This is a genomic window from Nonomuraea sp. NPDC003201, assembly GCF_053590415.1.
Window position 1 is genome coordinate 43,306 of the sequence record NZ_JBSFTC010000053.1, and the last position, 7,766, is coordinate 51,071.

The 7,766-nt window shown below is 72.4% G+C and carries 3 protein-coding genes; all 3 read left to right on the plus strand.

From position 1 onward, the window contains the following. The first annotated feature begins 10 nt into the window (after positions 1 to 10). A complete protein-coding gene (locus ACWDX9_RS20940) occupies positions 11 to 3,664 on the plus strand; it encodes a TcpE family conjugal transfer membrane protein (RefSeq protein WP_449956306.1) in 3,654 nt (1,217 codons plus the stop codon). 47 nt (positions 3,665 to 3,711) lie between these two features. After that, complete coding sequence (locus ACWDX9_RS20945; RefSeq protein ID WP_449956309.1) at positions 3,712 to 6,189, plus strand: ATP-binding protein; 2,478 nt, start codon at positions 3,712 to 3,714, stop codon at positions 6,187 to 6,189. Beyond that, positions 6,186 to 7,766, plus strand: a 1,581-nt coding sequence (locus ACWDX9_RS20950; protein ID WP_449956312.1) for a type IV secretion system protein, incomplete at its 3' end; no start/stop codon positions are given. The genes ACWDX9_RS20945 and ACWDX9_RS20950, both read left to right, overlap by 4 nt.

A 7,766-nucleotide genomic window follows, 5' to 3' on the forward strand; every position in this document is an offset into this window, starting at 1 on the left:
GAGGACCGGCGTGGACCTGCCCACGTATACGAACATCTGGCGGATCGAGAAGCGGCTCTACAAGCTGTACGACCTACGGCTGCCGATGCCGCTGCCGATCGTCTGGATCGGCGTTTTCGTCGGGGTGTTCGTTCCGTGGTCGCTCCTGCTGGTCCTGGTGGGCGTGCCGGTGGAGATGCCGTGGCACGTGCTGTACCTCGTGCCGCCCGGGATCGTGACGTGGCTGTCCACGCGTCCCGTCATCGAGGGCAAGCGGCTCACCGAGCTCCTCGAGTCCCAGCTCCGCTACCTGGGCCAGCCGAAGGCGTGGTACCGCCTCGCGCCCATGTCGGAGGCCGAGACGATCACGTTCTCCGGCCGCGTCTGGCGCACCACCCCAGCGCGGGCCAAGTCGAAGGCGCCCCGCAAGGCCCGCCAGCCGCAGCGGCGGCGCGAGGGCCAGCGGATCGCCGGTCCGCGCCAGGTCCGCCCGGCCGTCGCGGCCGCTGCCGCCGCCGCTGCCCAGGCTCCCGTGGCGGAGCCGACCACCGGCCGCTGGGGCACCCGCCGCGGCACCGCGCCCGCCCTCAAGGCCCGGGTACGCGAGACGGCCCCGCCTTCGGCACCGAGGTCCGGGGTCGGTGCGTTGCGGCGCGAGGAGGCCCTTCCAGGCGGCCCTGGACGCCGCCAGGACGGTCTGCCGCCCGGCGGCCACGAGAGTCCCGAGCCTCCCACCCGGGAGTTCGTGGACGCGCGGGATCACGAGGACGCCAGGGATATTGCGGCTTGGGATCGTGAGGACGCCCGGGATGTTGCGACTCGGGATCGCGGGAACGCCCGGGAGGCTGTGGCTTGGGATCGTGGGGACGCGAGGGATGCCGCCGCCCGTGAACGCGCGGGGCGGGGGGAGGCCACCGCCGCTCTGGCCGACGTCGGGGTCCAGGAGCCCGCTGTCGAGACGCGGGGCCGCCAAGCCGCGGCCGGGGTCCGGGGCCAGGAGGCCGCGGGCCGGAACGGGGACGTACAGGGGCTCGCCTCCGGATCGCCCGACGAGTCGCGGACCGACCGCGAGGCGGCCGGGGCGGTCAGCGAGACGGAGACCCACAAGCCCGCCGCGGGGAAGCCCATCGACACCGAGGCGCTGCGGCGGTTGCGCCGGCTCGCGGCGAGCGCCGACGCCCCCGCCGAACCTTCGGGCCCCGCGGAGGGCGAGCGGCGGGACCGGGAGCGGGACGAGGAACGACGCGAGGAACGACGCGAGGAACGACACGGGGAAGGTCGCGAGGAACGACGCGGGGAGGGCCGCGAGGAAGGACGTGGGGAAGGCCGCGAGGAAAGGCGCGGGGAACAGCGTGAGGACGAGGTCGCGCGGGACCAGCACCGGAAGGGGCAGCCGCCGCGGCTGGGCCCGTCGCTGGTGCTGTCCGGCCCGCAGCGCGTCTGGCCGCCGCTCAACCCCGACGCCAAGCCGTTGCCCCGGCCCGCCGCCACCAGGCCCGGCACAGAGTCCCCCGACACCACATCCACCGCCCCGCCCCAGCAGGACACGGCGCCCATCACAAGGGCCGACACGCCGGGTGCACCGAGCGATGAGCCCAGCACGACGGCCGACGCGCCGGATGCGCTGAGCACGACGTTCGACTCGCCGAGCACGACGGCCGGAGCTTCGGGTCCGAGCACGACAGCCGACGCGCCGGGCGCGCCAAGCATGACGGTCGACTCGCCGAGCACGACGGCCGGAACTTCGGGTCCGAGCAAGACGGCTGGAACGCCAGGCGCGTCGGGCAGGACGGTCGACGCGCCCGACGCATCGGGCGACATCCCGGGCGCGGTCGGTGACGGCCAGGACGTCCGCGTGCCGCAGTCGGTGGCCGAGGTCACGGATGCGCACGGTGGCGTGGACGCGCCGGGTACGGCGGACGACGGGCCGAAGGGCGACGCGCCGAAGAAGGCCGACGCACGGGAGAAGGCCGGCGACGTCACGGCTGGCGATGCTGCCGAGATGCGCGACAGCGTAAGTGCGCCAAGTGCGCGGATTGCCACGCCGAAGAGCGATGCGCCGGGTGCGGTCGTGCCTGAGGAGTCGGAGCGGGGCGTCGCACAGCGGGCCACCGAAGTGCCCGGCGGTGCCGATACGCAGGAGCCCGATGCACAGGAGCCCGATGCGCAGGAGCCGGGTGCGGCCGATGACCGGCCCGAGCGGCCCACGGCTGAGCGGCCCACCGCTGAGCGGCCCGAGCGGTCGACGGCTGAGCGGCCCGAGCGGTCGACGGTGCGGCGGCTCGCGGCGAAGGGCGATGCGCCCGGCGCGGGCGTGCCCGGCACGCGTGGCGACCGAGGTGCGGCGATCCCTGGCACACGTGGCGACCGGAGCGGGTCCTTCCCCGGCACGCGCAGCGACCGGGGTGTGGGCGTGCCCGACGCACGCGGTCCGGCGGCCGGTGATCGGCGGGTGGCGGCGAGCGCCGAGGACGGTCGGGTTACGGCGGCGAATGCCGGTGACTCCCGGAGCGCGGCGAAGGCCGGCGATGGCCGGGGTGCGGCGGCAAGCGTCGAGGACGACCGGGGTATGGCGGCGAGCGTCCGCGATGGCCGGGGTACGTCGAGTGCCGGTGATGGCCGGGGCGCGGCGAGTGCCGGTGACGGTCGGGGTGTGGGGGTGTCGCAGGAGCGTGGGGGCGAGTTCGTCGCTCCCGTGCCCGTCCCCCGCCCAGGTGAAGGCCGGGTGCGGCGGGTCGAGTCCGTGGTGGGGCGGGACTCCGGCGGGTGGCGGAGGATCGCGCAGGTGGTCGTCGGCGGAGGCGGCGTCAGGACCGACGGGTCCGAGATCGACGAGGCCAGGGCCAGGGGCGTGTTCGGCGGCAGCCGCAGGATCGTGGTCCTGGGCTGCACCGGTGGCGCAGGTCAGAGCACGACGGCGCTCATGCTGGGCCACACCTTCGCCAGATACCGCGACGACAGGGTCGTGGCCGTCGACGCCAACACCGGCGGCGGCACCCTGACGAGCAAGATCCAGCCGGAGACGCCCGAAACTCTCACCTCGCTGCTGTCCGGGCTCGACCGCGTCAGCGGGTATCTCACCATGCGTGGGTACACCACGAGGACCGCCTCGGGGCTCGAGGTGATCAGCGCGGACAGCGACGCGGGCGCCGAGCAGCGGCTGGCGGACCGGTCGTTCTTCTCCGACCATCGGTTGGGCGAGTCCATGCGCCTGCTGGACCGCCACTACAAGCTCGCCGTCATCGACCCGGCCGCCGCGCTGGCGGCCAGGCTCCTGCCGTACGCGGACCAGCTCGTCCTGGTGGTCCCCGCGAGCGAGGAGGCGTCGGAGGCGGTGGCGATGACGTACGAGTGGCTCGACGGGCACGGCTGCGCGGAGCTGCGCAGGCGTGCGGTCATGGTGGTCAACGGCGTGAGCAGGCGTTCGATGGCCGACGTCGAGCAGGCGGAGTCGGTGGCCAGAGGCAGGTGCCGGGCCATCGTCAGGGTCCCCTGGGAGGACGGTCTGGCGCCCGAGGGCGCGGAGGTCGTCGACCCGGGGCAGTTGCGCACGGCCGGCAAACGGGCCTATCTCGCCCTCGCCGGCGTTGTGATCGCGGGCTTCGCGGCACAGGCACAGACCGTCCGACCGAGCGAAGAGGAGTTGGCGAGTGACCCCCCGGGCACGAGAATCGGTGAGCGATAAGTGAACAAGCGAGCAGGTCTGGCCCGTTCATGCGCCGAGGGGGCGGCATGAGCAGGGCGGCACGAGCGCACCAGCGCCTGGCGGTCCGGTATTTCGACGACCGCATCCTGCTCACGGACACCTCCGCATGGGCGTACTTCCGCCTTCCGACGGTCAGCTACGAGTTCGTCACACCCGACGAACGCGAGGCCCTGGCCACCAACATCACGATCGCGCTGGCCGCGATCAGGATGCCCGACGCCGAGGTCCACCTGAGGGTCGCGCACCGCACGTACCCCGCCGCCGAGTGGGCCATGGCGCTCAACGCCACCTCCGACGAGGGGCCCGGCTGGCGCGACTACCTGGAGGAGATGTACCGGCACGTCTGGGCGAAGGACTTCTGGTCCAAGGAGGTCTTCCTCGGCGTGCGGCTCGGCCCGCGCGGCAAGCAGCTCGGCGCCGGCGTGCTGTCCCAGCTCTTCGGCTTCTACCAGAAGACCGAGAAGGCGCTCGGCATGGAGGACGACCACGTCCCGGACAGCGAGATCGGGCGCTGGACCGAGCAGGCCGAACGCCTCGGCAGGGCGCTCACGTCGAGCGCCCTGTACGCCAGGCACGCCACCTCCGTCGAGGTGGCGTGGCTGTTCCAGCACGCGGCCTCCGGCGCGCTCGGCGACCCGCCGCCGTCGGCCAGCCCGAAGCGGCGCTGGGGCAAGGGCGAGATCGAGTCGCTGGTCGAGGGGGAGATCCACAACGGCAGGTCGCTGCTGCGCATCGTGCAGCCGCAGGGCGACTCGTACGTGGCCTACCTGTCGTTCGCGAGGTTCCCCGACCTCATGCCGTTCCCGGACGGCGAGCCGTGGATGCACTTCGCGGACCAGCTCGCCTTCCCCGTGGAGATCTCGTCGCGCATGCGGCTGATCCCGCCGGTCAAGGCGTCCAAGGACGTCGCGCGCAAGCTCGCGCACGCCCGCGACATGGACCACCACATCCGCGAGGCCGGCGCGGAGGCGCCGCTGGCGCTGGCCGAGCAGATCGACGCGGCCCGCATGCTGGAGCACGGCATCACGAAGGAACGGCTGCCCTTCGTGTACGGCTGGCACCGCCTGATCGTGTCGGCCCCCACCGAGGACATGTGCGTGCAGCGCGTCGAGGCGGTCGTCGAGCACTACCGCGACATGGGCATCGACGTGGTCAACTCGACCGGCGACCAGTTCTCGCTGTTCTGCGAGACGCTGCCGGGCGAGAAGGTACGCGTCAACGCCTACGCGCAGCGGCAGCCCCTGCGCACCATCGCGGGCGGCATGGCCACCGCGACCGTCGACCTCGGCGACCGGCTGGGCGACGGCACCGAGGGCTGGCTCGGCCCGTACATCGGCGAGACCGTCGGCAGGGCCCGCAGCATCGTGCACTTCGACCCGCTGCTGGCGGCCACCCGCAACCGGCCGACCGCCATCGCGATCACCGGCGAGCCCGGCGGCGGCAAGACCACGCTCGCGCTGCTGATGATCTACCAGATGGCGCTCAGGGGCGTGACGGTCGCGGTGATCGACCCGAAGGGCGACGCCGAGTCGCTGGTGCGGCTGCTGGAGAAGCGGGGCCGCAAGGCCCGCATCATCCCGCTGGGGTCGGCGGCGCCGGGGCTGCTCGACCCGTTCTCGTTCGGCGACGACATCGCGGCGAAGAAGACCATGGCCACCGAGACGCTGAGGCTGTTGCTGCCCCGCATGTCGGAGGAGCGCGAGTCGGCCATGATCCAGGCGGTGGCCGCGGTCTCCAACGCGCCCGACCCGTCGCTGGGCAAGGTCGTCGACTTCCTGGAGCAGGCCGACGACCCCGCCTCGAAGAACCTGGGCGCGGTGCTGCGCTCCATGTCGGAGATGCACCTGGCCAGGCTCTGTTTCGACCCCTCGGGCGGTGACCAGATCGACAGCGAGGGCTGGACGACCGTGTTCACGCTGGGCGGGCTGACGCTGCCCGACGTGGCCACGACCAGGGACGACTACTCCTACGAGCAGCGGCTGTCGGTGGCGCTGCTCTACCTGGTCTCCCAGTTCGCGCGCAGGCTGATGAACGGCCTCGACCGGCGCGCCCCCAAGGCGATCTTCCTGGACGAGGCGTGGGCGATCACCTCCACGCCAGAGGGCGCCAAGCTGGTGCCCGAGGTCAGCCGGATGGGTCGCTCCCGCAACACCGCCCTCGTGCTGGTCTCGCAGAACGCGGGCGACCTGCTCAACGAGCAGGTGACCAACTGCCTGTCGTCCGTCTTCGCGTTCAGGTCCACCGAACGGGTGGAGGTGGACCACGTCATGTCCCTGCTCGGGGTGGAGCCGTCGGAGGAGCACAAGGCCGTGCTGCGCTCGCTCGGCAACGGCGAATGCGTATTCCGCGATCTGGATGGCAGGGCGGGGCGCATCGGAGTAGACCTGATCTCCGAGGATCTTCTCCGTTGGCTCGACACGAACCCGACGCACGACAAACCCGACGGCAACGGGCATGATGATCTTCAGGGGGGCGTGGGCAGGGCGCAGGAGGTACGGTCATGAAGATCCGGCTGTCTCGACGGCTCGCACTGGCACTGGCGCTCATCACGAGCATTCTCGTGATGCCGATCGTGGTGGGCGGGCTGTCGGCCCCGGCCGCCGCGGCGCCCTGTGACCTGTCGGGCCCGCTCAACCCGGAGATGGTCGGCGGCGGCACCGACGGCCTGATCCAGGCGCCGGCCGTCGAAGGCCAGCCGCAGACGCCGACCACCAACTACTCCCAGTTCGGCATGAGCGGCCAGTTCTGGCACACCCACGACCTGGGCTGCTCCGACTACGTGGCCGTGCTCGGCAACATGTGGGCCAACGGCATCTTCACCGCGGCCAAGGCCATCGACCGGCTGACGATCACCACGTACCAGGCGGCGGCGACGGAGGGACCGCTCCAGGCGATCAAGGACGTGGTCGACGACATCATCACGAACCTCTCCAAGGCCATGTACTGGCCCTTCCTCCAGCCGATCGTCATCCTCGGCGCCATCTGGCTGGCCTGGTACGGGCTGATCCGCAAGCGCGCCACCACGACCGCCGAGGGCGTGATCTGGATGGTGCTCGCGGTCACCGTGGCGGTCTGGTTCCTCAGCCGTCCCGGCGACTTCACGGGCCTGGGCAAGGTCGTGACCGACAAGACCGGCGAGGTCGTCAACTCGGCCTTCGCCGGCCTGCCGGGCGCGGGCGGCGCCTCCTGCCTGCCGCCGCCCGGCGGCGCCGACGCGAAGGTCCAGGCCGGCGGCTACGCCCAGACCGGCACGCCGGGCGTCGACCAGAACGCCGACGCGCTGTGGTCCACGCTGGTCTGCAAGCCGTGGCTGGTGGGCCTGTTCGGCACCGCCGACCCGCAGCAGCCGATCGTGCGCGACTGGGGCCGCAAGGTGCTGGAGATGCAGTCGGTCCCGCGGGCCGTGGCCGGTCAACCGGCGCCCGACGTGGGCGCCCGCCAGTCGGAGTACGCCTCGCTGGCCGACAAGCTCAAGAACGACCCCGTCTACACCGTCTTCTCCGGCCGCGACTGGTCCAACCGGCTCGGCGTGGCGGTCGGCGCGTTCATCGCGGCGATCGTGGCCGGCCTGCTCATCTTCCTGGTGGCGGTCTCGCTGCTGGTGCTGAAGGTGGGCTTCCTGCTGCTGCTGATCCTCGGGCCCGTGTTCCTGCTGATCGGCGTCCATCCGGGCAGCGGCCGGATCGTCGCCATGCGCTGGGTGGAGATGCTCGTCGGCACGCTGCTCAGGCAGGCCGTGCTCACGCTCGTGCTGAGCGTCCTCGTCTACGGGTACGCGCTGATCATCTCCACGGCCATGCCATGGGGTCTGCAGGTGCTGTTCATGGCCCTGCTGACGATCGCGGTGTTCTTCTACCGCAGGCCGTTCCAGCACCTGTTCGCCTCGATGAACGGCCACACGGTCACCACCCGCATGCTGGGCGAGGCGGCGAGCTCGTCGGTCCTCGAGCGGTCCGCGGGCGCGCTGCCGCCGGTCGCCTCGGCCAGGATCGGCCGCTGGGGGCTGCGCAAGGCCGAGCCGATCATCAGGGCGGCCGGCGTCGCCAACGCGGCGGGCGCCGCGGCCACGGCGGCGGCCGGC

What these genes read in the sequence shown, in the direction of transcription:
- ACWDX9_RS20945 (WP_449956309.1), top strand. Translation starts at nt 3,712, where the DNA reads ATGAGCAGGGCGGCACGAGCGCACCAGCGCCTGGCGGTCCGGTATTTC.